18 protein-coding genes and 1 tRNA gene are annotated in these 23076 nt (G+C 47.3%); 10 read left to right on the forward strand and 9 right to left on the reverse strand.

Annotated features, from left to right (window positions below; all coding sequences use genetic code 11):
• Window positions 1–16: 16 nt before the first annotated feature.
• From GGU45_RS03085 to GGU45_RS03100, 4 genes are all read left to right on the forward strand, one after another.
• Window positions 17–607: a MarC family protein gene (locus tag GGU45_RS03085; RefSeq protein ID WP_435221897.1), complete on the forward strand. Its 591-nt coding sequence runs from the start codon at window positions 17–19 to the stop codon at window positions 605–607.
• A 151-nt stretch (window positions 608–758) separates the two neighbouring features.
• Window positions 759–830, forward strand: a tRNA-Arg gene (locus GGU45_RS03090).
• A 151-nt stretch (window positions 831–981) separates the two neighbouring features.
• Window positions 982–1200 (forward strand): hypothetical protein, encoded by a 219-nt coding sequence (locus GGU45_RS03095; protein ID WP_435221899.1) that lies wholly within the window; start codon window positions 982–984, stop codon window positions 1198–1200.
• Window positions 1201–1278: 78 nt separating this feature from the next.
• The gene (locus GGU45_RS03100) at window positions 1279–2475 is read left to right on the forward strand and encodes a purple acid phosphatase family protein (protein WP_435221901.1); all 1197 of its coding nucleotides are present in this window, start codon (window positions 1279–1281) and stop codon (window positions 2473–2475) included.
• A gap of 9 nt (window positions 2476–2484) precedes the next feature.
• On the opposite strand, the gene GGU45_RS03105 is transcribed toward GGU45_RS03100, so the two are convergent.
• The 4 genes from GGU45_RS03105 to GGU45_RS03120 are packed head-to-tail and all read right to left on the reverse strand — an operon-like array spanning window position 2485 to window position 8292.
• The gene (locus GGU45_RS03105; RefSeq protein ID WP_435221903.1) at window positions 2485–3561 is read right to left on the reverse strand and encodes an SO2930 family diheme c-type cytochrome; all 1077 of its coding nucleotides are present in this window, start codon (window positions 3559–3561) and stop codon (window positions 2485–2487) included.
• A gap of 25 nt (window positions 3562–3586) precedes the next feature.
• Window positions 3587–4879 (reverse strand): parallel beta-helix domain-containing protein, encoded by a 1293-nt coding sequence (locus tag GGU45_RS03110; RefSeq protein ID WP_435221905.1) that lies wholly within the window; start codon window positions 4877–4879, stop codon window positions 3587–3589.
• A 17-nt stretch (window positions 4880–4896) separates the two neighbouring features.
• A complete protein-coding gene (locus GGU45_RS03115; protein ID WP_435221907.1) occupies window positions 4897–7653 on the reverse strand; it encodes a TonB-dependent receptor in 2757 nt (918 codons plus the stop codon).
• Window positions 7654–7689: 36 nt separating this feature from the next.
• Complete coding sequence (locus GGU45_RS03120) at window positions 7690–8292, reverse strand: TetR/AcrR family transcriptional regulator (protein WP_435221909.1); 603 nt, start codon at window positions 8290–8292, stop codon at window positions 7690–7692.
• 251 nt (window positions 8293–8543) lie between these two features.
• On the opposite strand from GGU45_RS03120, the gene GGU45_RS03125 reads away from it, so the two are divergent.
• Window positions 8544–10232, forward strand: coding sequence for a glycoside hydrolase family 32 protein (locus GGU45_RS03125; protein ID WP_435221911.1), 1689 nt, complete (start codon window positions 8544–8546; stop codon window positions 10230–10232).
• A gap of 200 nt (window positions 10233–10432) precedes the next feature.
• Here GGU45_RS03125 and GGU45_RS03130 read toward each other — a convergent pair whose 3' ends face one another.
• Genes GGU45_RS03130 through GGU45_RS03150 form a run of 5 tightly spaced genes read right to left on the reverse strand, consistent with a single transcriptional unit; the run spans window position 10433 to window position 16242 of the window.
• Complete coding sequence (locus GGU45_RS03130; RefSeq protein ID WP_435221913.1) at window positions 10433–11626, reverse strand: sialidase family protein; 1194 nt, start codon at window positions 11624–11626, stop codon at window positions 10433–10435.
• The gene (locus tag GGU45_RS03135) at window positions 11623–13188 is read right to left on the reverse strand and encodes a sodium:solute symporter family protein (protein WP_435221915.1); all 1566 of its coding nucleotides are present in this window, start codon (window positions 13186–13188) and stop codon (window positions 11623–11625) included. Before GGU45_RS03135 ends, GGU45_RS03130 begins: the two co-directional genes overlap by 4 nt.
• Before the next feature lie 18 nt (window positions 13189–13206).
• Window positions 13207–14577, reverse strand: coding sequence for an NAD-dependent succinate-semialdehyde dehydrogenase (locus GGU45_RS03140; protein ID WP_435221917.1), 1371 nt, complete (start codon window positions 14575–14577; stop codon window positions 13207–13209).
• A 16-nt stretch (window positions 14578–14593) separates the two neighbouring features.
• Entirely contained in the window at window positions 14594–15655 is a 1062-nt protein-coding gene (locus GGU45_RS03145) for a hypothetical protein (protein WP_435221919.1), read from the reverse strand.
• 23 nt (window positions 15656–15678) lie between these two features.
• Window positions 15679–16242, reverse strand: a complete 564-nt coding sequence (locus GGU45_RS03150) for a hypothetical protein (RefSeq protein WP_435221921.1) — start codon at window positions 16240–16242, stop codon at window positions 15679–15681.
• Window positions 16243–16580: 338 nt separating this feature from the next.
• Here GGU45_RS03150 and rny point away from each other — a divergent pair, with 338 nt between their 5' ends.
• The 5 genes from rny (at window position 16581) to gatA (ending at window position 23075) form a co-directional block, all read left to right on the forward strand.
• Window positions 16581–18140 carry a ribonuclease Y gene (gene rny / locus GGU45_RS03155; RefSeq protein ID WP_435221923.1) on the forward strand — a complete coding sequence of 520 codons (1560 nt, stop codon included), beginning with the start codon at window positions 16581–16583 and terminating at the stop codon, window positions 18138–18140.
• Between the two features lie 1123 nt (window positions 18141–19263).
• Window positions 19264–20496 carry a multidrug effflux MFS transporter gene (locus GGU45_RS03160; protein WP_435221925.1) on the forward strand — a complete coding sequence of 411 codons (1233 nt, stop codon included), beginning with the start codon at window positions 19264–19266 and terminating at the stop codon, window positions 20494–20496.
• Window positions 20497–20598: 102 nt separating this feature from the next.
• Window positions 20599–20985, forward strand: a complete 387-nt coding sequence (gene rplS / locus GGU45_RS03165; RefSeq protein WP_435221927.1) for a 50S ribosomal protein L19 — start codon at window positions 20599–20601, stop codon at window positions 20983–20985.
• 376 nt (window positions 20986–21361) lie between these two features.
• The gene (locus GGU45_RS03170) at window positions 21362–21589 is read left to right on the forward strand and encodes a Sec-independent protein translocase subunit TatA/TatB (protein ID WP_223711962.1); all 228 of its coding nucleotides are present in this window, start codon (window positions 21362–21364) and stop codon (window positions 21587–21589) included.
• Window positions 21590–21638: 49 nt separating this feature from the next.
• Window positions 21639–23075, forward strand: a complete 1437-nt coding sequence (gatA, locus tag GGU45_RS03175) for an Asp-tRNA(Asn)/Glu-tRNA(Gln) amidotransferase subunit GatA (protein ID WP_435221929.1) — start codon at window positions 21639–21641, stop codon at window positions 23073–23075.
• The last annotated feature ends 1 nt before the right edge of the window (window position 23076 follow it).

Below are 23076 nucleotides of genomic sequence, written 5' to 3' on the forward strand. Positions count from 1 at the left end.
TGCAAAAATCACCAGCATGGATTCTTTAAACTACAAGGCGATACTGACAGTTACTTTTACGCTTTTTGCGATCATTGATATTATCGGCTCCATTCCCATCCTCATATCAATGAAAAACAAGATCGGCGGTATCCGGGAGTTTAAAGTAACCATTATCGCGGGTTCATTGATGATCTTGTTCCTTTTCCTGGGCGCCCCCATCCTGAATGTGCTGGGGTTGGATGTAAAATCCTTTGCGGTAGCCGGGTCCATCGTTATTTTCATTTTGGGCATGGAAATGGTGCTGGGCGTAGAGTTTTTTAAATCAGATGGCGATGTAAAAGCCTCTACCCTGGTACCCCTGGCTTTTCCGCTTATTGCGGGCTCAGGCACGCTTACCACTATTATGTCGCTGAAGGCCAATTACAAAGAAGTCACCATCCTCATTGCCATTTTGCTCAACCTGCTCATTATTTATATTGTGTTGAAATCGCTCACCCGGCTATCCAGGTTATTAGGACCGAGCGGTCTTATAGCGATCCGGAAATTTTTTGGCGTCATCCTCCTTGCCATCGCAATCAAGATATTTGCGTCCAATGCAACCGGGTTATTCCAACACACACAATAATTTGGTGCAATTCTCCTGTGTATTTATTATTGTTTTTGGCCAAATGGCAGGCACATAAAATTTTTCATTCATCTTTGTGTATTTTATGAACGAAAAATTTCATGTGCGTTTGCAATAAAGTTCTTTATATTTGCCGACCCTTGATCACGATGGCCTCGTAGTACAATGGATAGTATAAGAGTTTCCGAAGCTCCAGATACAGGTTCGATTCCTGTCGAGGCTACAAACAGATTGAAAACAAATTTATTAAAGGCCGCGAAGCTTGCATTCGCGGCCTTTTTTCATATTACCGCTGTTAGCGGAACAGGCCGTAATGGGTATTCTTGCCCCCTTTATGACCGGCGTTTTCATTAACTTTGCTAAAACTTCTGTTTATGTACTACTACAAGCTTGTAGTTCAACCCCGGCACGTTAATAATAATCTTTCCTACGTGTTTTTACACGCCTCCGAAAAGAAATTGTCTCCTTCGGCCAGTGACTATTTATCGGATCTGGTCAAGCGCAGGTTTACCAATGGGTCTTTTGCTTACCTGGTCGCCATTTCGCCGGAAGATTTCAACGAACTAAAGCAAACCCTGCTGGAGATTGCCTGATTCTTTCCGAAATGAACAATAAATACCTCATTTTTGCCAACAATCAACAATATAACGATTATTATGAAAGAGCAAGCAATGAAAGCAAACAGACGTTCCTTTTTAAAAGGCGGATTAGCTATTGGCGGGCTGGCGCTGCTGAATCCCCAAAAAGCCCTTGCCGCCGGCAATGACCCGCTGGAGGAAAGCCTCAGGATCCTTGCAGGCCCCTATCTGCAAACCAACTTTGGAAATAGCATCTCCATTCTATGGATCACCAATAAAAATGCCGCCAGCTGGGTAGAATATGGCAATTCCGCGGAAAACCTGGATCAAAAAGCATTTGGCAAAAGCGAACTCGGCCTAAAACCTGCCGGCAGAATTAACTGCGTAACGCTCGAGCGTTTAAAACCCGGCGCTACTTACCATTACAAAATCGTTTCAAAGGAAATAAAAGACTTTCAGCCTTACAAACTTACCTATGGCGAAACCGTAACGGGCGCTGCGGCATCATTTGTCAATACCGACTCAACAAAAGACAATGTTGCCTTTGTAATGTTGAACGATATCCACGACCGGCCCCAATCCATTCCGCATCTGCTGAACCTGGTCAAAGACCATCAAAAGGATTTTGTGTTCTTTAACGGGGATATATTCGATTACCAGACCAATGAGCAACAGATCATTGATCATATGCTGCAGCCTTGCATCGACCTGTTTGCAAAAAGCCTGCCTTTCGTGTATGTACGCGGCAATCATGAAACCCGGGGGAAATTTGCCCGTGACTTTGCCGATTATTTTCATCATGTAGGCTATACTGCTTTCACCGTGGGACCGGTCCGTTTTGTGATCCTCGACACCGGTGAGGACAAGGAAGACACACATCCTGTTTATGCCGGCATTGTGGACTTTGACGCTTATCGCCTGGAGCAGGCCCGATGGCTTGAAGAGGAGATCAGCCGCAAGGCATTTAAAAATGCCCCCTTCCGTATTGTGCTGATGCACATACCGCCCCGCTACTCGGGCGATGCACATGGTGCGGTACATTGTACCGAGGTCTTTGAGCCGCTATTAAACAAGGGAAAAGTAGATCTTGTACTAAGCGGGCATACCCACCGTTATAAAGTGCATGCGCCGGATAAAAAAGCCAACCACTACCCCATTATCATTGGCGGAGGTCCCCGGGAAGGCACCCGAACCATTACCCGGGTCAACGCTACCAAAAAGGAAATCAGGGTAAGTATGCTGGATGACTCTGGAAAAGAAGTAGGCAGCTATCTTGTGAGCAGGAAGTAATGCAGGCGCTTATTTCTTTGCCGGCATGGCATTGATCCAATCCATAATCAGTTTAACCCCCTCTTTATGAATAACGGTTCGCGCCAGTTCGGGCATGGCTGTTCCAGGCTCTGTACTGTTCATCCGGTAGGCCAGGATAGAATGTTTGGCATCGCCGGGCACAATATCATAATTAAGCCCGCCAGCACCGCCACCTGCCGACACCGGTGATTTCAATACACCCAGTGCATGTGGATCTGTTTGCCCATATTCCAGGAACAAACCCGTGTTGTAGGCATCGCCTGCGCGCGTATGGCAGTGTGCACAGTTCATATCCAGGTAGGCGCGCGCCCGTTGTTCCAGCGTATAATGCCCGGCATCGTTCCAGGCAGGAAGCTGATCTACGGTTTTCAAATCCGGCAGGCCGGCCAGCAGCCCCCTGGTGGCCCAATCTGTAAGCTGATTATGCCCTAGAAAAGCCGGGGAAAAGTTCAGGTTCCGGGCCTTGGGGCCTATCGGCAGCAACTGCCCGTCCTGGGTATGACAGCGTTTGCAATCATTGGTATTGGGCACCTGGTACACGGTAGTAACCAATTGCTGATCATCATCCAGGAGCCGTATCGGTACCCGGGCGCCGGTAATATGTTTAAGGGCTTCTGTTTGTTCCCTGTTCCACAAATAGTTCATGACCTTCCATTCATGATCGGCAGGGTCCTTTACCAGCAGCCGTGTTTCTATAAGCACTTTCTGATGTCGTTCATTGATGTAGGCAAAGTTTTTGACAATGATGGTCGAATCCGGAAAACCCAGCGGGCCCCGTGCGGTATAATGCGCCTGGCTGTCGCGCGGTAATACGATGAACCGGTCTTTTATCGCGTAGTCTGTAAATAAAGGAGTGCTCAGCTCATAGCGCACTACGCCGGGATGCGGGTCCAGCTCCCTGAGCGCTCCTTTAAAAAAGCCATAGTCAGAAAGTTTATCCCGGAATTCAAAACCCCGTTGTTGGGTTTGGTTTTCTTTTGCAGCCGGCTTTCCCTTACATCGCTGAAAAAGGATCATCCCCAGGCCTGCCAGTATTCCGGCTGTTATAACAAAATATTTACGCATCGCTCAACCGTTTTTTAAAACATCGTTATTGGCAAACAAAAGCACGCATGTCCGTTGAAGGCTTCCAGGACGCAGGTTTTTCTATATTTAAAAAGTCAGCATTCACAAATACATTATCCCCAGGTTGACGGATACAGATACTATCCGGGTTGGCCTCCACTTTTTTTGTAAGGATATTTGTTGAAATGCCATCATACATGATCAGCGGAATACGTTTGTTTTTTCTGTCCGGATCCTGCTGATTCAACTGTTGCTCGATGCCGATCAATAATTTTCCGATATGATGCAATGCCGTAGGCGCCGGAAAAGCAGGGCCCATTTCGAGTGTGTTCTCATAAATCTTAATATTTTGCGGTATGGGAAAATACTGGTCATTGATCTTGTCCGGGGTTTCGCCCACTGCAAATCCGGAGGCAATGGTGATGGCTGATGAATTGTTATTGACAATCCGGTTCCGGTACAATTCAACATTGGAGGTGGCCAGGATAATAACCCCGCTTCCGGGTGCTGCATTGCCCACACCCCAGGAAGTGCCAAAGCTGCCGGCTTTCGCAAAATTGATCCGGTTATTATCATGCAAATAATTATCGTAAGCCTTTACATGCCCGCCTCTTTGCGACAGGCCGGGAAGGTCAAATACCAGAAAGCCTGCAGTATTATCATAAAATTCGTTGTTGTAAACATCGGCATGCGTAGTGTTCTCAATTTCGCAGCCCGCCACATTTTTAGCCGCCTTACATTGCCGCACGATGGCGCTATCCGACTGTCCTATATAAATACCGGCATCGGAGGCGCCCTCCGCATAACAATCTTCAACCAACACATTTTTACACAGCACCGGGTAAATGGCGTAGCCCCCGCTGGTAGAATCGGAGGATTTCCAAATGGCACTCAACCCTTTTATAACTACATCGCGGCTTTTATTGATCTTCAACAGGTCGCCCTTAGAATCCCGGATGGTCATATCCGAAATTGCAAAGCCGGAAACATTCGTAACCCGGATCCCTTCCCCGCCCTGCGATTGGGCAGAAAAGTCAAGAATGGTCTTATCTTTCCCCTCTCCCCTTAACTGTATCTGTTTTGCTTTTACAATACTTAAATTATCAAATTTGTATACGCCCGCCTTAAGCAGCACGCTGGAACTGTCTTTAATCGTTAGCAGTGCTTCCAATACTTTGGCTTCATCACCGGGTGCAAAAACCAGCTGATGTATATAGGCTTGCTGCGCTTCTTTTCCGGTAGGGCTTTTGCAGGAAACGAGCATTGCAAATGCCAGGATGGTGAGACCATACCAACTATTTTTGAAGATGCGATTCATTGTGCAGGGTTTATGATTTAAAAAATATTATACGCAAAAGTAGCATAGTAAACAGCGCCGATGGCCGGGTTGGCGATTCCTGTTGAGTAGTACCGGTTGGTAATATTGGTACCGCCGATCCGGATGCCAGAATGCGCTTTGATCAATTTATAACTGATCTGGGCATCAATGACTGCAGAAGCTGGTACCGTACCCTGTGCCAGCCCCCCGGATACAACATAAAAATAGCCGGGTTTATAGCGCAACGCGGTATTAAAGGACCATTGCTGTTTTTTACCAATACCGCTATTCCCAAATTCCATATTGATATGATAATGCGGTGTATTAAAATTATTCACCTGGCTGTTATTCCTGTTTTTAAGATAATCGGAGTAATAATTCACTTTCGCCAGAAAGTTACGGTTCAGATCCACACTCACGCTGGCCGCATAACCGTAGGTATTCACCCGCTCCCCGCCATTAAAGGCGATGTTATACTGGATGTACTTGCTGTGATCTTTGAAAGCTTCGGGATCCTGGGTACCGGGCGTGTTGGCTACATTGGCATACCCGATAAAATTCTTCCACTGGGAATAATAGCCCAATACATCGATCAATACCCGTTTGCCGATCAGGGCAGCATAACCCAACTCAAAGGCATCTACGGATTGCGGCTTAATATCATTGTATATAAACTGTTTTAAGGCCGAAGGATCACCGGACTGCTGGTACGCTTCTACGCTGCCGAGTGTGTAAGGCGGGTACTGGTCAAATTTATACTTCCCATTCAGCAAAAATGAGGAGCCGCCGGAAGAATAACTATTGTAACCGTTCAGCGTGTTCTGCAATGCCTGAATATTGGAAGGAAAGCTATAGGCATTCTGATATGAGAAGCGGATATAGTGCTCGGAAGCCGCTTCAAATACCAGGGAGGCCCTTGAGGTAACCTTCGGCTCTTTAAACAGGGTGTTTTTATCATAGCGGAAGGAAGCCGCTGCGCTCAGCCGTTCCTGTATCATCTTTTTTGATAGCTGCAGATAGCCGCTGTATTCATTTACATGGATGGGTTTATCATCATCCGGAAAAAGGGTGTTCTTACTGTTCAGATTGTACAACCGCCAGTTGGCGCCGGCAATAACATTTACAAAAGGAATAAGGCCGGCAAAATTATATTGCGCCTCGGTATTGTACAATTTACTGCGATCCAGGAACAGGGTCCCCCCTTCGGAGATCGGTGTACCGGAGATCTTGCTCTTCAACGCTTCAAATTCAGGAGTGCCGGGCACCAGCCGTCCTTCGTCAGCCACAGCCCTGGCCGCAAGATGAGCGTTGGTAAGGTCGGCCCCGCCTGCCAAAGCGGTAAGCAGTCCCATGGTATATTGGGGGTACCAGCCATCCATGGTCGTTTCATCATAGCTGGGTTTCCAGGCTTCGTTGATATACTGCGCCGTTGGTCCGGCAATCAGCGTATTCCCCGAGTTTTCCTGGGTAGTGTAGCTGCGCACAAACCATTTGTCGCCCCGGGCCTCCAGGCGGTACTGCCCCACCTTAAAATCTTTTATCTGGTAGCGGGTATCATTGGTGTACACCACGCTGCCGGTACCAAAGGTACCCGATGCTATCAGCTGCGTTTTAGGTGTAATAAAATACCGGAGTTCCGCATTTGTTTTCAGGAGTTTTGCATTGTTATCCAGGTATCCATATTCAGCATAACCCGTACGCGCCACATAATTCGGTTTTTGCAGCAGGGGGTCAATGAGCGGGGCCATCGATTCATCCATGGCTCGGGCGGCTTCCAGGAAGGGGTTGATGTCTACCGATGTGGCGCCGCCATAATAGTTGGGGCTATTATAGTTTGGATCTGTAAAACGGCTGCCCGAACCATTCTTATTGGATGTATCGGTAGCCACCCAATCTTTCGCCTGTGTGTATTGTATATTTACCTTAAAAGCCAGTTTTTCATTGATCTTTTTGGCCCAGCGCAGGGTCCAGTCATAATAAGGAGCCGCCCCCACAGGGTCATTGCTTTTCTTGCTTTTAATATGGTTAACACCCTGGGTCACCAGCAGGCTAAGCCCCTGGTATTTGAACGGATCTTTGCCCGTCATCACCATGGTACCGTTCAACCCTCGTGAGCCGTATAAGGCGGAGGAAGCCCCGGAGAGCAATTCAATATTATCAACATCCAGCTGGGTAAGCCCAATAGCGGATCCCAGGGGAAAGTTCAATCCCGGTGCCTGGTTGTCCATACCGTCTACAATCTGGGTAAAGTTGGTATTGCCACTGGTATTAAAGCCCCGGGTGGTAACGCTGGTAAATCCGAGGCTGGATACCGTTACATCCACCCCCTTCAGCCCCTGCATCATATCCATATAATTTAACTGCGGGGCATTAGCAATAGCTTTACTGCTGAGTTGTTCAATTGTTACCGGCGAGGCCAGTTTCTGCTGCCGGGTTCGACTGGAGGACACAACAACCTCGGTTCCCAAAACAGAAGCGGGACTCAGCAATACCTCCAGCGGCTGCCGGGCGTCCGACACAACCATTTCCCGGGGTTCATACCCAACAGAGGACACCAGCAGGGTTAAAGGCAAAACTTTTTGTGTATGTAATGCAAACCGGCCCCGGTCGTTGGTATAAGTTCCTCCGGATGCATTTTGAACACCTACCGAAACAGCGGCAACGGTTTCGCCTGTAACCGCATTTCTGACAACACCCCGGATCGTTTGTTGCGCCCGGGATGCGCCGGCCAGACAAAGCTGGAACACCATACTCATCAATAAGACTTTTCTCATAGCCATTATAATTATTGATCAATTAAAATACAGCACTTATTTTTTCAATCCCCTGAAAATGAGGGATACCAGTAATTTCATATCCTGCAAACTCCGCGCATAGTCGACATCAGCATCTCTTTTCAATATAGCCATTTGCTCAGCGGCATGTTTCAGCGCATCACTGATATTGATTAAGACCGAAGCAATCTGTACGGGGCTGGCCTGTGCCAGCTCTCCCTTACCAATGGCATGCCGGATCAGCTCCGAAAGGAACCGTTTTTCACGGTTCATAAGCGCATCATACAGCTCAAAAAAGCGGGGAAGGATTTTATGCAGCGTATCCGTAGATACCCGGTTCATGTTCAACACCTTCATATAATACTTAAAACGGGCCTGCATATAATAAGCAACCTGGTTTTCAATGCCTTTTTTTTGCTGTGCCCTTCCCTGCAATGCCAGAATATAATCCTCGCCCTCCCGCAGAGCGGTCTCCACAAAAATATCTTCCTTATTCTTATAATAATAATACAGGGATGCTTTGTTCAATCCAACCGTTTGTGCGATATCCTCAAGCGTAGTTTTGTCAAGACCAAACTTCTCAAAGCACTGCATCGCTCCTTTGCCGATTTGCTTTTTAACAAGATCCCGTTTACTCATTGAGCACATCTTTGCTACTAAGATAATTTAATTTTTCAAACAATTTATTAAAATAGTTGAAAAAATTTCCAGCAAACAAAACCCCTCCCGCAGCAATGATTCCGGCAAATATCCTTCAAGGATACAGGGGCCCACCGTGAAGGCGCGCAACCGTTGGAAAAAAAGGCTGTATTCTTGCTGATAAATTATGATAATCGTATTAGATTGCAGTATCAGTAGTATCCCCAAAAAAACTTAAAACTGGTAACAATATGAACCGCTTGCTCATAATCAGTATGTTCCTTTTTATTTTCCTTCCGGTATACGCACAGGAGCATCCATCCACCAAAAACATCAGCACTTACTTCACGGCGAAGAAAAAATACCTGGTACTGCCGGTAAAGAACGGCGCCCCCAGGCGCAACCTGGAGCTATGGGTAGACGGTATTAATACCCGGTTCTGGGATATGGAACTGGCGGAGGACCGGCCAGACTGGTATGCGTATCTGCGTATTGATGAATGGAAGGGTAAGTCCATTGAGCTTCGCGTTGATAAGGTAGCCGCCTCATCAAAAGTATTTGAACCGGTGCTCCAAAGCGACCAGGACACCAATACAAACCAGTACCACGAAACATTACGGCCTCAGCTCCACTTTTCTCCCAAACGTGGCTGGACGAATGATCCCAACGGAATGGTATACTTCAATGGGGAATACCACCTGTTTTTCCAGCACAATCCTTATGGCCGCAACTGGGGAAATATGACCTGGGGCCATGCTGTAAGCAAAGACCTCCTCCACTGGACGGAGCTGGATGACGCGATACACCCAAACCAGGGAGGTCCGGTATTTAGCGGAGGAGGCGTAGTGGATAAGAACAACACCAGCGGCCTGGGAAAAAACGGCAAACCAGCCATGGTCCTGTTTCATACAGGGGCACGGGGCTGGGGCCAGTATATGAGCTGGAGTACGGATGGCCGCAACTTCCACAACTATGAAAAAGCAGTTGTGCCCCGCATTCATAAAGACAACCGCGACCCCAAAGTGATTTGGCATGCGCCTTCAAAAAAATGGGTAATGGTACTGTGGGTGGAGCGTGGCAATAATGAGCAGCATAGCATGCAGTTCCTCACCTCCCCAGATCTGAAGAACTGGACACCGGCCAGCATTACGTATGGCGGCACCGGCAACGACCGGTATCTTTTTGAATGCCCGGAGTTTTATGAACTGCCGGTACAAGGTATGAAGGGGGTAACAAAATGGGTACTCACCGGCGCCAACACACAGTACGCCATCGGTAGTTTTGATGGCATCCATTTTACCGAAGAAGAAAAAAAATTGCAAAACCAGTACGGACGCGACTTTTACGCACCACAAACCTTTAGCGATGAACCCAACGGACGCAGGATTGAAATGGGCTGGTGGCGCACCAATACAGCAAAAGGAAATATGCCCTTTAACCAGTCGATGAGCCTGCCCATGGAGCACAGGCTGGTGCGTACCCCTGAGGGCATCCGCCTCACACGCATGCCTGTAAAAGAACTGGAACAACTGCGGGTAAAAATGTACACCCCCGGAACCAACGTCATCAGGGAACAGGATATCAACCCATTAAAGAATATCCGGGTAGAACTGGCAGAAATACAGATGGAGCTTATACCAGGCAAAGCGCAGGAGATCCGGCTTGATGTGCGGGGTGTGCCGGTAACGTATCATGTAAGTAACCAGCAATTAGTAGTGGATGGTGTAACAGCGCCAGTGTCGTTACAGAACGGCAGGCTCTCGCTTCGGGTTTACGCCGACAGAACCGGTCTGGAGATCTTTGCCAATAACGGGCTTGTGTTTATGCCCGTTAATATCAATATTGATAGCAATGAGCAATCCCTGTCTTTGAGTGTTAAAGGCGGCCCGGTGAAAGTTGCTGCACTTACGGTCTACGAGTTAAAAAGCATTTGGGAATAAACGGAAACTATGCTTGCAATAAAAACGGCTATTCATTTTATTGTCGTAACTTTAAGGACGCCTGATCATACAAAACCTATGCGCTTTTTGATCTTAAGACAGCCCTCGTGTGCAGGTTATTGGAACAAAAATTTTCCAGGGCCGTCATCAAGAAATAAAATATTTATAGCTGTTGGTCTTGATTCAGCAGCAACAGGCCTTTATTGAACACGATCGCCTCCGATGCTCCTGAAATTTTTAATACGATGAAAGGTTAAAAAATTAGCATCATGGTTATTATGCGCGTTTTCCTTTCCATCAAAATAAGCGGTGCGGCACAACACAAGCATATCATTGCCTTCAAATAGCCAGTCTACATATTGGAATCCATGGTGCAATACATCGCTGTTCTCCAGTACTGTTTTCACATCTTCCCAATGAACCAGGTCGGCCGATCTCCGCAGCATCAGCACATTTCGGAAAGAAGCGGGATTCCTTGTGGGATATTGATCCCGGTACTTTTGAGGGATTGAATTAACCAGTGTATAATAATAACGGGAGGCGCTGTCATACCTGATTACAAATTTTTTGCTTCCTCCGTCAAAAGGAACAAATCCCTTTCCCGGATCAAAACGCAGCTTCTTACCATCGGGCGACAGCGCCACCATGGCGGCTTTTTCATCAAGGCTTGTTTTATCATCTACCCGCAGCATATCCCATAACTGTCCATTCTTATCTACAACGAAATTCCCTTCCAGCCAGCCGCCAAAGTTGCCTTCCAGGTAAGTGCTGTCGTAATACAAAACATTGCTGGTACTCCAGGATTTTGCATTCAGCAGGTCTGCATCCACCGGCGCCGACATCACCATAGCACCGTAGCGTTTTCCCCATTGAAGTACCGGGCCATGCGCCGTCTCCATAGGGCGCCACAACCGGCCATTATATGTTACCACAGGCATCGGCGCACAGTGGTACATTCCCTGAAGTAACAGTCCATTGTTTGTGCCAGCGGGCTTTGTCCATGTTGCACCACCATCTTCCGATCGGCGGATGAGCACTGTGCCATGATGACGATCGGGTCCCAGCAGGTACAGAACACCTTTATGTACAAATAAACTGGACCAGAAAGCACCAGACACTTCACTCACCTGTTTCCATGTATTGCCTTTATCAGCCGAACGAAAAATCCGGGTAACCGCCTGTACAAACTCCGAACTGCCGGGGCCAAAAAAATCATGCGCCGCCACATAATCCCCACCGGGAAGGATGGCCAGACTGGGTGATCCGATATACTGCCTGCTGCCGGCAGGACTATAGGTAACGATGGCGCCCGGAACATGTTCAAACGCATCCTGCTGCGCACAAACAGCTCCGCACAACAACAGGAACAACGGAAGCAAATAAAAACATTTCATGTTACAGATATTTCCTTCTTTTGAAATTTTGTAAATAATAATCCCGCCAGGAAGATCACCAACGTACCCACTACAATGATCATATTGGCATGCAGGGAGCTTTTTACATAGTGATATTTTCCCGGTATCCAGGCGGAGAAAGTCATCCAGAGGATCACAATGATCCCTGTAATAGTAGCCAGCAGGGCCGCCGTATTGCCCGTTTTTTTGCTGATGATTCCCAACAGAAACAGCCCCAGCATTCCCCCGGCAAAAATGCCGGAAAGCTGCCACCAGATGTCCAAAACACTCTTTACTCCTATCATCAGCACCCCCGCAATCATACCCAAAAGGCCAAATACAACGGTTGCTGTATGCAATAGGCGCAACTCCTGCCGATCGTTTACATCGCGCTTAAAATATCTTTTATAAATATCTTCCGCAAACACGGTGGCTGAAGCATTCATGCCCGAGCTGATGGTGCTCATACCCGCTGACAATATCGCGGAAATGATCAGTCCCACCAGCCCCGCCGGAATCATAGTCACCATAAAATGCGGCATTACCTTATCGCCATAATCGCCGGGCGCCAGGGTGGCAGCCAACGACGAAACCTGTCCGGATGTAGCACCCTGCCCCAGCTGCTCTGCAGCTACCTGCAGCTTTACCGCATCCAGCAGCGCGGGGTTCAACTGATAATATGTATAAAGGCAGGTACCTATAATAAAGAAAAGCAGGGATGCCGGGATATAGATCCACACACAAATCCAGATCGATTTTGCCGCCTCTTTTTTTGAAACGGCAGTATGGTAACGCTGCACATAATTCTGATCCATTCCAAAATTATTGAGATTGATAAAGAAGCCATATAACAGCACCACCCAAAAACCGGAGCTGGTAAAATCAAGGGCCATGCCCCCCAGGCTAAACTTATGATCTGCCTTGCCGGTTTCGAGGATGGCAGTAACGCCTCCGTTCACATTTGAAATGACCAGGTATACGATAAGTATCGCTCCCAGTGTTTTTAAAATGCCCTGTACTACTTCCGTCCAGATAACGGCTTCGATACCACCCATTACCGTATATAATATAATACAGACCCCGGTGATGAGCATAATGATCTGCATGTTAAATCCAGTAAGCGCCTGGAGTGTGAGCGATAGGCCAAAGAATATGGATCCCATACGGGCAATTTGCGTCAGCAAAAAACAAACCACCGCATAAGTGCGCGCCCAGGGGCCAAAGCGCTTTTCCAGGTTCGTATAGGCCGATACCTCCCCCGTATTGCGGTAAAAGGGTACAAAATATTTTGCCGCAATCCAGGCCGCCAGGGGCATAGACAGGCTGAAGGCGAAGGCATTCCAGTTGCTCCCAAACGCTTTTCCCGGAACCCCAAGAAATGTATTGCTGCTTAAAAAAGTGGCATAAACAGAAAGCCCGACTGCCCAGCCGGGGATACGACCGGAGGCCGTAGTAAACTGATTTGTATTTTTATTCTTCTTTGAAAAAAGGTACCCCACCAGCACCATGGCCGCCAGGTAAAGCAGGATCACACTCAGGTCTATAAAAGGCAATTTTTTCATCCGTAAAATTTCGCAGCCTTAACGCCATACCGTTTTTATATTCACAAATTCCCGGATGCCAAAGCTGCCCAGCTCCCGTCCGTAACCGGATTGCTTAATACCTCCAAAAGGCACCCGGGGATCCGACTTTACCAGCGTATTTACAAAGCAGGCGCCTGCCTGTAATTGTTCGCGCGCAATGAGTTCGCCTTTCTTAAGATCCCTGGTAAATACAGCGGCCCCCAACCCAAAGCTGGTATCGTTGGCTATTTCTATCGCATGCATCTCATTACGTGCAGTGATAACACAGGCTACCGGGCCAAAAAGCTCTTCCCCGTAGCCCGTCATACCCTTTTTCACCCCGGTTAAAATTGTTGGCGTGTAAAAGGCATGTTTCCCTTTGAATACCGGGATGGTTCCTCCCAGGATACAGGTCGCTCCTTCTTCCATCGTTTTTAAAACCTGCTGGTGCAGCTCATCACGCAGATCGGCCCGCGACATGGGCCCCAGGTCTGTTGTGGCATCTAACGGGTTGCCCAGTTGCTTATGGCTCATCTTTTCCTTAAACAACCGCAGAAATGCTTTTTCTACCTGTTTTACAACAATAAACCGTTTTGCCGCAATACAGCTTTGTCCGTTGTTGATCAACCGGCTTTGCGCGCAAACCGTAGCGGCCAGCTCCAGGTCTGCATCTTCCAGGATCACATAGGGATCGCTGCCGCCCAGCTCCAACACAGTTTTCTTTATCTGGCTACCGGCCAGCGCTGCCACCTGGCGGCCGGCTTCCGTACTGCCGGTTAAGGTTACTGCCTTTACCAATGGATGCTCAATGATCCCTTTTACCGCCTTGCTGCCTGCCAGGAGGGTTTGGAACACGCCCTTTGGAAAGCCGGCTCTTAAAAGTACCTGTTCAATCGAAAGAGCACAGCCCGGCACATTTGAAGCATGTTTCAACAAACCTGCATTGCCGGCCATTAATGCCGGCGCTATAAACCGGAAACATTGCCAGTAAGGGAAATTCCAGGGCATTACGGCCAGTACTACCCCTATGGGCTGGTAAGTAACAAAGCTATTGCGGGCACCGGTCTTAATTTTTTGATCTTTTAAAAAGGCGGCGCCGTTTTCAGCATAATATTCGCATACGCCAGCGCATTTTTCGATCTCAGCCACCCCGTCTTTCAGGGGCTTCCCCATTTCCTGCGCCATCAAAGTTGCCAGTTCATTCTTTTGCCGCCGCAATACCCCGGCGGCATTTCGCAGCAAATTGGCGCGTTTTTCAAAGGAAGTGCCGCGCCATTTCAGCCATGCCCTGTGCCCGGCTTCAATTTTTTCACTTATTGCTCCCGCGGTTTCTTCTTTGTATTTTTTAATGAGTTTTCCATTTACCGGGTTTATTGCCTGTATTGCCATGGGATTTGTATTATCCTTAAAGGTACTCTTTTTCTCCTCCAGCGTAGAGCTTGTTTAAAAGATGCTTCAGCGGAATACGGGTAAAGTAAATATTGGCTTTCCCTTTGTGCGATGCATAATAGCTGGCCCAAAGCTCCTTCCCCTTTATCAGCATCCCAGGGTAGCTGCAATCCCAGCCCCGGCCGCTTTCCAGCAGCACCGTTTTTAATAGTTTGCCATTCAGATCGCAAACCAAAACTCCTGTAGAGGCGCCACCGGGCAAATACAGCCGGGTTCCAATGATCAGTTTTTTTTGATCGGGGCTGAAGATAAAATCCGGACCGCCTAAACGATAGTCCAGCTTTTGATAGTTAAAGGAGGTAAAAGGCGCCCGCCCGGTAGCCAAAACGCCGAGCTTATCGCCCTGCTCCCTGCGGACCAGGATATACATTTTTCCTTTTTTATCAAACCGGATGGTCGATTCATTGGGCATCCCATCTATCTCCAGTTCGGCTATCCGGGTATAGGTTTTTCCATCCGTGGTTTTTACCAGGCTCAAAGCGCTTCCCTGGCCATAATCGATACCATAGCCCGTGCCTTTATACCAGGTGAGCCTCCAGATCCAGTTATTATGGCTGCTGTTTTCGAGTATGGCTTTTTCGGGCTCACTAAATTTCATATCCTTCCCCATAAAAGCCACATGCGGGTACATTCCCAACAGGCGCGATGGCTTCTGTGAGGTATCGTATACCGACCCGCCCATAAGACAAAGCATCCGGCCGTCCGGCATTACCGAAATCTTCTGATCCCGGAGGTCGATGCCTTCTTTGCGGATAAGAGCAAAGGGCTCCCAGCTATGCCCGTCCTTTGTGCGAATGATACGGCCTACGCCATTGGTGCCGGGTACATGGCCGGCCCCTTCCCGAAAGCTGCAATAGATGTACCCCTTGTATTCAATAAGGTCCGTAAAAGCATTGTGGGGTGCCCTGTTCCAGATTTCTGTGCCCGGCCATGCAGTATCAGGAACAGAGCCCGGAAACTGCGCAAGACATGCTTTGCCCAACAGCAATAAAAAAGCAAATACAACCGTTTTTTTCATTCGTTTTGTTTTAATGCCCGACCCTAATCCTTTACGGGTGCCCCATCTATAAGCACTTCAAAATCATCAAACCAGGCCTTGCCGGTTCCGTTCATCTTGCATCCAAACGAAACCGACTGCACACTTCCCGAAATAGGAAGTTCAATGGAATATTTTTTCCAGTCGGAGTTTCCCTGTGCACTTTGATCATCACTATTCTTATCGGCGATGATAGCACCGATACCATTGAGCTGCATCCAGATGCTGGCCGTTCCGTTTGCCAGCCCTTCGGTTTTGATAAAAGCTGTTATCTGAATCGTCTTTTTACCACTCAGCATATTTTGGGTAATCAGGGTATTACAGAGGCCGCTTCCCCGCTCGGCCGGTGCCTCCGGTTTTGGAGTAATCAGGATCGACCCAAGTCCCGAATGGCCCGTCAGACTGGGAAGAATCAAATATCCGCCCTTTGTACTTTGTGGAGACCAGCTGATGAGCCTGCCGGCTACATCAAATAATTCAAAGCCGTAATTGCGGACAATTTTTTGCGCATGGCCATATAAGGCAAGAAAAGCGCAAAAAACAAGGGTCAATAGCTTTTTCTTAATCATAAGAAGTTTTATTATTTAACAAGCAGAAACGTTTCTGTAAGCCAAATGCAGCCATTACCAATGATTTTTTTATGGCAGGCCCTCCGCTAAAATAACGCTTATCTATACAATTATTCATAAATAAACACATTTTTACAACCACACCCGTTTGCAGGCAGGATCATAAGCGCCTCATTCCGAAGCTTATAATTTAGTTTATCTAAAGGTGTATTTTTTTGATGCTGCTTTTGTATCTTCGCCGCTACGCCTTTCCGGATAATATAAAATTTCCGCAGGGCATTGGCTTTTAATGAATTATAGAATCTTTTTCTGAAAAGAAAAATAAAAAATGAAATTGAATGGATCCTTTAATAATTGTGTACATCCTGGGCGGCCTTGTATTGGGCATTATCGCCGGTAAATTAATCTTTGCAAAAAACACACAGCAGAAAATCGAAGAAGCGGAGCTACATTCCAAAAACATCCTGAAAGAAGCCGAACTGAAAGCAGAAACCATCCGGAAAGAGAAGGAGCTGGAAGCCAAAGAGCGTTTTGTTTCATTGAAAGCAACGCATGACAAAGAGGTAAACGAGCGCAACCGGAAGCTGACGGAATCAGAAAACCGCATCAAACAAAAAGAGCAGTCACTCACACAGAAAGAGACCAATGCCGATAAACAGATCAAGGAAAATGATGCCATTAAAGAAAACCTGAACCGCCAGATTGAGGTGGTAAATAAAAAACGCACCGAACTCGAAAAGCACCAGGAGGAACATATCCGCCGGCTCGAAAAAATTGCCGGCCTGTCTGCAGAGGAAGCCAAAAACCAGCTGGTAGAAAGCCTGAAGAACGAAGCTCAAACGCAGGCGATCGGCATTCAGCAGGAAATCATTGACGATGCCCGCCAAAAGGCCAACAAGGAAGCCCGGAAAATCATTATACAAACCATCCAGCGTACCGCAGCCGAACAGGCTATTGAAAACTCGATTACCGTGTTTAACCTGGAAAGCGATGAGGTAAAAGGGCAGATCATCGGCCGCGAAGGAAGGAACATACGGGCATTGGAAGCCGCTACCGGCGTGGATCTTATTGTAGACGACACCCCCGAAGCGATCCTGCTCTCCTGCTTTGACCCCCTCCGCCGTGAAATTGCACGCCTGAGTTTACAGCGCCTGGTTACGGACGGACGCATTCACCCGGCCCGTATTGAGGAGGTTGTGGAAAAAACCCGCAAGCAGATCGAAGAACAGGTAATGGAGATTGGGGAGCGTACCGTTATCGACCTGGGTATCCACGGGCTGCATAAAGAGCTGGTACGGATGGTAGGCCGAATGCGCTACCGCTCTTCTTACGGACAAAACCTTTTAATGCACAGCCGCGAAACCGCCAACCTTTGTGCCATTATGGCCTCAGAGCTGGGATTGAACCCTAAACTGGCCAAACGTGCTGGACTGTTGCATGATATTGGCAAGGTACCCGATGAAGAATCAGAACTGAGCCATGCCCTGTTAGGTGCCAAGCTGGCCGAAAAATATGGTGAGAACCCCGCCGTGGTGAACGCTATTGCAGCACACCATGATGAAACAGAAATGCAATACGTGATCGCCCCTATTGTACAGGCCTGTGATGCCATCAGCGGTGCCCGCCCCGGCGCCCGCAGGGAAATCATGCAGCAATACCTGCAACGGATCAAGGATCTGGAGAACCTGGCAACCAGCTATTCCGGCGTGGAAAAAGCTTATGCCATCCAGGCCGGCCGTGAGCTGCGCGTGATCGTTGAATCTGATAAAGTAAGCGACCAGGACAGTGATAAACTATCTTTTGAAATAGCCCAGAAGATCCAGACCGAAATGACCTTCCCCGGCCAGATTAAGGTTACGGTGATCCGGGAAAAAAGAGCCGTGAACGTAGCAAGATAGACCGCACTGATACAGATAAGATACAAATGGTCCCTGGCAACGGGGACTTTTTTTTATATGTGCTGGTATCAAAGGATAGCGTATTTAGGGCTTGCTGTTTAATTCGTTTTCAATTTTAAACTGCCGACATTTCTTATAAATAGAATCTGCTGTTTAAGTAAGACCGGCACCCTGATTTTTTTTCCACTTTTGCCCCGATCAATCGCATGTGCGTCAGGTTAAGAACAGATCATGTTGCCTTGAAATGTAGTACGGGTAAGCCTTTCGCGCCAAAAAGATCGCATCTTTTAATGGCAAACAGGCGCAGCGCGCCGTTGACCCTTATAACGATGAACCTCCAAAACCTCCCGTAGCCGCAGCGCGGCGGTAATTTCCTGTGCACGGCTTGTACAAACCGCAATGATTACCGGTGCGCTGCACCTTTATTACCCGTATGGTCGTTTACTAACAGGATCAGCGCTGCGCTGCAGCTCCCGGGGCAAAAATTAACTTGACGCACATGCGATCAATCGGGGTACAAAAGTGGAGCAAAAGACATAGTCCGCCGTAAGGCAAATTCCTCCCTATTGTGATTGGATATGACTGAATATTTGCGGAGGGGCGGAACCGATAAAATCTGCGTTGCAGGCCTGGTTATGACAGCCTTCCTGCAGCTGCTTTTTGGGCAAACAAAAAGGCTACAAAAAAATTTAGTGTAAGGATTTTGCGGGATTGGCTGCATTTTCCTTGCACCATTCTCGCTCCTCAACAACCAGAACCTATTGTCTTACAGTCTAATTTGCTTGAGTACCGGTTAAACTACAGACTCTATTTACATTTCATTCTGATAATCATACGTTAAACCCATTTTTTATTAATGCACACCCTTTACTTTTGAACAGCTATTTTAAAATTGACATTCACCTTAAAAAACTGAATTACGAAGACAAAACTGCTCTCCGTAGCATTGCTAACATCTGTTTATTTGAGCTATACAACAACCAAATGGAGACATCCTGACTGGGTTGAGAATAAATCAAGCAGCTTTTCCGCCTCATCAGGCATTGGTGGCAAGCCCCTCGAATCCCTTAACATCGGGTTTAGTCTGCTGTTTTAATAGAAATCATACCTTTGCCCCTCATTTATGAAGGAGCAACGATTTATCCGTTTATTAATATTAGGACTGTTATCGGCAATCGGCCCTTTTTCTATCGACATGTATCTTCCGGGCTTCCCGGATATTGCAAAAGACCTGCATACAGACGTAAGTAAAGTATCGCTTACCCTTTCTGGTTTTTTTGTGGGCATTTCTGCGGGGCAATTATTATATGGTCCGCTATTGGATAAGTACGGTCGGAAAAAGCCCCTGTATATCGGGATGGCGCTTTATATCCTGGCCTCTTTTGGTTGCGTATTGGCCCGTTCCATTGAAATACTGATTGGCCTGCGCTTCCTTCAGGCCATCGGCGGCTGCGTAGGCATGGTAGCTTCCCGGGCCATTGTACGCGACCTGTTTGATGTAAAAGAAAACGCGAAGATCTTTTCCCTGCTGATGCTGGTAGTAGGCGTATCCCCCATCATTGCTCCAACTGCCGGGGGCTACCTGGCTGCAGCCTTTGGCTGGCAATCCATCTTTATCGTATTGGGCGCCATCGGCACCATTATTCTTGCGATGGTATTCTTTTTGCTTCCCGAATCTAAAAAACCCGACCCGGAATATTCCCTGTATCCCCGGGCCATCCTTGGCAAGTTTGGAGCTGTTTTTAGCGAGCGGCAATTCGTTACTTATGCTTTTGCAGGCTCCTTTACTGCAGCAGGCCTCTATGCCTATATTGCCGGATCGCCCCATGTGTTTATGGAGATTTTTGGCGTTAGCGAAAAAGTATACGGCTGGATCTTTACCATTATAGCGGCCGGCCTGGTAACAGCCACACAAATCAATGCCCGTATTTTAAAAAAATGCAGCAGTGAGTATATTATACCCAGGGCCGTTAGTTTCCAAACCCTTGCGGGGTTCCTGCTTTTTGTGGGGTTTGCGCTAAATTGGTGGGGATTGTACAGCAGCATCCTGCTTTGCTGTATTTTTCTTGCCTGCCAGGGATTTACCTTTCCCAACGCTTCGGCCCTGGCCATTGCCCCTTTCCGGGAAAATGCCGGCAGCGCTTCAGCCCTGCTGGGAGGCATCCAAATGGCCGTGGGCGCGCTGAGCACGGTAATGGTAAGCCTTTTCCATAATAAAACGGCAGTTCCGATGGGCGGCATGATGGCATTTTGCGCGGCAACCGCTCTCTGCATCCTGATTTCCGGTAAAAGAGGGATAAAGAAAAGAAACGAATCTATTGAAAGTCAGACTGTTGATATGTTGAAACGGTTATAAAAACTCCGATTAACAATATCCATTGTTTTTTTTGGAAAATATCGATTACCTTGCTACCTTTGCATCCCGATAATAAAAAATCGGGACTAAAAATTTAGAGTTATGAGCAGCGCTATAGACTTTGTACACGAACAACTGACTCCCAAAAAGACATTCCCCGCTTTTAAAGCCGGCGATAATATCACCGTTAACTACAAGATCATCGAAGGTAATAAAGAAAGGATCCAGTCTTTTAAAGGAGATGTAATTAAAAAACAAGGAAATGGCAGCACTGCTACTTTTACTGTCCGTAAAATTTCCGATGGTATTGGTGTAGAAAGGCTTTTCCCCTTCACTTCTCCCAATATCGATTCCATTGTGTTAAACAAAGTAGGCCAGGTACGCCGCGCCAAACTGTTCTACCAAAGAGAGCGTTTTGGTAAAAGCGCCCGTATCCGCGAAAAACGCATGGCCGTGGCTACAGAAAAAACAAAAAAAGCAGAAGCATAATCCTGCTGAAATAATAGTTTCAAAAAAGGTCCCGCTATGCGGGATTTTTTTTGTCTGTTCATCGGGGGAACCCCGGATTCTTTATCTATGGTCTGACGTTTAACTCACGATTCAACAAATTTCATCGTAAAACGGGCTCATTAACGCCTTGATCTTAGTTAAACAGCAGACCCTATCTACTGAAGTCTAAACAACTTCGCGGTTTTGCTCCTGTAAAACCAAATTTCGACCGCTGATAAAAAACATCTAAAATCAGCCGTTTTTTTAAAACAATTGTAATTCTCATACGTAATATCTTTAGGAAATCTTCAAACTTTTTTTTAATAGTTCAGATTACGATACAAACCGTATATTTGAACACTAATTTTTACAGATCATGGCAAATTTTCAATTATTGGGTGCGTTGGGTACAAATGAGATCATTATTATAATGGTTATTGTGCTGTTGTTATTCGGAGGTCGCAAAATTCCCGAATTAATGAGAGGCTTGGGTAAAGGGGTGCGCGAATTTAATGACGCAAAAGACAACGTGAAACGAGAAATCGAAGAAAGCGCTAATACGATTTCATCTGAGCCGAAAAGACCCGCCTCTACCCAGGAATAAGTCCCGGTTTTTTTAACATTTACTATCTGACTACAAAAGCAATTTTCTTTTGCAGGATTTTATTTCTATTGCCCGGTACCAAATGCAGCTGCTACATGGTGAAACTACCTGTAAAGCTACCGTTGAAGGTTACCTGAAAAGGATTGATGCCAGCAAACACCTCAATGCCTTTATTGAAGTATATGCTGCGGAGGCCTTGCAGCGCGCCATAACGCTGGATCAGCTGCCGGCGCCGCAGGGAAAATTGCACGGAGTTGTAGTAGCCCTTAAAGATGTTATTTGCCATAAAGATCACGGGCTCACCGCGGCTTCCAGGATACTGGAGGAATTTACTTCGGTATTCTCCGCCACAGCAGTGGACCGGCTTCTGGCAGAAGGGGCTATCATCATCGGGCGGGTCAACTGCGATGAATTTGCAATGGGCTCCACCAACGAAAACTCTGCTTATGGAAAGGTATTGAATGCCGCCGATGAGAGCCGTATTCCCGGCGGATCTTCCGGAGGATCAGCGGTTGCCGTTCAGGCTGGGCTTTGCATGGTATCCCTGGGCAGCGACACCGGGGGATCTGTACGGCAGCCCGCCGATTTCTGCGGCATTATCGGCCTCAAACCAACTTATGGCCGGGTATCCCGCTACGGGCTCATCGCTTATGCCTCCTCCTTTGACCAGATTGGCATTTTTGCCAATACGATACCGGATACCGCACTCGTATTGGAAGTGATCGCCGGCGCTGATGATTACGACAGCACGGTTTCACAAAAACCGGTTCCGGCCTACTCCCGGCAACTCGAAAAAGACCGGAAATATAAAATTGCTTACTTTCCTGAGGCACTCGAACACGAAAGCCTGGACCCGGAAATCGGCAATGCCATAAAAGCCCGGCTAAAAGACTGGGAAGCTGCGGGACATACGGTGGCTCCCGTTTCTTTTGACCTCCTGGATTATGTAGTACCCACTTATTATGTATTAACCACCGCGGAAGCTTCTTCTAATCTCTCCCGCTACGATGGGGTCCGGTACGGCCACCGTGCGAAAGAAACCAACCTTTCCGAGCTGGATGATTTCTACAAAAAGAACCGGTCCGAAGGATTTGGAAAGGAAGTAAAACGAAGAATCCTGCTAGGGAACTTTGTTTTAAGTTCCGGCTACTATGACGCTTACTTTACGCAGGCGCAAAAAGTAAGACGCATTTTAACAAATAATTTACAGTTGATTTTCAAGGAGTTCGATTTTATTTGTTTACCCACTTCCCCTTCTGTCGCCTTTAAAATTGGCGAAAAATCAAAGGATCCAATAGCGATGTACATCGCTGATATTTATACCGTTATGGCTAACCTGACCGGCATCCCGGCCATTTCACTTCCGCTGTTTACCCATACAACCCACCAGATGCCTTTCGGCGTCCAGTTAATGGCAGCTCCATTTAATGAGCTATCTTTGCTCTCTTTTAGCAACAATAATACAACTACAGAATCGTTATTCTAAG

Source organism: Niabella hirudinis, from assembly GCF_051201075.1.
Classification (GTDB): domain Bacteria; phylum Bacteroidota; class Bacteroidia; order Chitinophagales; family Chitinophagaceae; genus Niabella; species Niabella hirudinis.

Bases quoted from the DNA above. Each gene is read 5' to 3' on its own strand.
- GGU45_RS03130 (WP_435221913.1), bottom strand. From the start codon at position 11,626: ATGAAATGTTTTTATTTGCTTCCGTTGTTCCTGTTGTTGTGCGGAGCT.
- GGU45_RS03160 (WP_435221925.1), top strand. From the start codon at position 19,264: ATGAAGGAGCAACGATTTATCCGTTTATTAATATTAGGACTGTTATCG.
- rny (WP_435221923.1), top strand. From the start codon at position 16,581: ATGGATCCTTTAATAATTGTGTACATCCTGGGCGGCCTTGTATTGGGC.
- GGU45_RS03105 (WP_435221903.1), bottom strand. From the start codon at position 3,561: ATGCGTAAATATTTTGTTATAACAGCCGGAATACTGGCAGGCCTGGGG.
- GGU45_RS03125 (WP_435221911.1), top strand. From the start codon at position 8,544: ATGAACCGCTTGCTCATAATCAGTATGTTCCTTTTTATTTTCCTTCCG.
- rplS (WP_435221927.1), top strand. From the start codon at position 20,599: ATGAGCAGCGCTATAGACTTTGTACACGAACAACTGACTCCCAAAAAG.
- GGU45_RS03170 (WP_223711962.1), top strand. From the start codon at position 21,362: ATGGCAAATTTTCAATTATTGGGTGCGTTGGGTACAAATGAGATCATT.
- GGU45_RS03135 (WP_435221915.1), bottom strand. From the start codon at position 13,188: ATGAAAAAATTGCCTTTTATAGACCTGAGTGTGATCCTGCTTTACCTG.
- GGU45_RS03110 (WP_435221905.1), bottom strand. From the start codon at position 4,879: ATGAATCGCATCTTCAAAAATAGTTGGTATGGTCTCACCATCCTGGCA.
- GGU45_RS03140 (WP_435221917.1), bottom strand. From the start codon at position 14,577: ATGGCAATACAGGCAATAAACCCGGTAAATGGAAAACTCATTAAAAAA.
- GGU45_RS03095 (WP_435221899.1), top strand. From the start codon at position 982: ATGTACTACTACAAGCTTGTAGTTCAACCCCGGCACGTTAATAATAAT.
- GGU45_RS03120 (WP_435221909.1), bottom strand. From the start codon at position 8,292: ATGAGTAAACGGGATCTTGTTAAAAAGCAAATCGGCAAAGGAGCGATG.
- GGU45_RS03085 (WP_435221897.1), top strand. From the start codon at position 17: ATGGATTCTTTAAACTACAAGGCGATACTGACAGTTACTTTTACGCTT.
- GGU45_RS03145 (WP_435221919.1), bottom strand. From the start codon at position 15,655: ATGAAAAAAACGGTTGTATTTGCTTTTTTATTGCTGTTGGGCAAAGCA.
- GGU45_RS03115 (WP_435221907.1), bottom strand. From the start codon at position 7,653: ATGAGAAAAGTCTTATTGATGAGTATGGTGTTCCAGCTTTGTCTGGCC.
- GGU45_RS03150 (WP_435221921.1), bottom strand. From the start codon at position 16,242: ATGATTAAGAAAAAGCTATTGACCCTTGTTTTTTGCGCTTTTCTTGCC.
- GGU45_RS03100 (WP_435221901.1), top strand. From the start codon at position 1,279: ATGAAAGCAAACAGACGTTCCTTTTTAAAAGGCGGATTAGCTATTGGC.